We start from the raw sequence: 330 nt of genomic DNA on the forward strand, positions 1-330 counted from the left end.
TATGAGTGTCCAAGATTTGGGGGCCAGTTCACACCGTTCAGACGGCCTTTTTTCCACTCATCCCATTCGCTTTACCATCGGCATAATCCAAGTTAACATATCAAATTCATTGTCATTCTGAAATTGTCTCGTCATGACCGCCCGCCAATCCTACCATCTCACCTTCGCCCGATTCTCCCCATCACTCTCCGTCAAATCCTTCACCGCCTCCGAAGCCGCCAACACCGCCTACCGCGTCGAAATCACCGCCACCTCTACCGATTCCTCCCTGCCGCTGTCTTCCTACCTCAACCAGCGAGCAGCGTTTGAAATCCGTCCGCAGGAGGCCGT

1 protein-coding gene is annotated in these 330 nt (G+C 53.6%); it reads left to right on the forward strand.

What is annotated here, in order from left to right; genetic code table 11:
* Positions 1-133: 133 nt before the first annotated feature.
* A partial coding sequence (locus HMPREF3066_RS06300; RefSeq protein ID WP_168160656.1) for a hypothetical protein occupies positions 134-330 on the forward strand: 197 nt, incomplete at its 3' end.

The sequence above is a fragment of the Neisseria sp. HMSC03D10 genome (assembly GCF_001807625.1).
GTDB lineage: Bacteria > Pseudomonadota > Gammaproteobacteria > Burkholderiales > Neisseriaceae > Neisseria > Neisseria mucosa.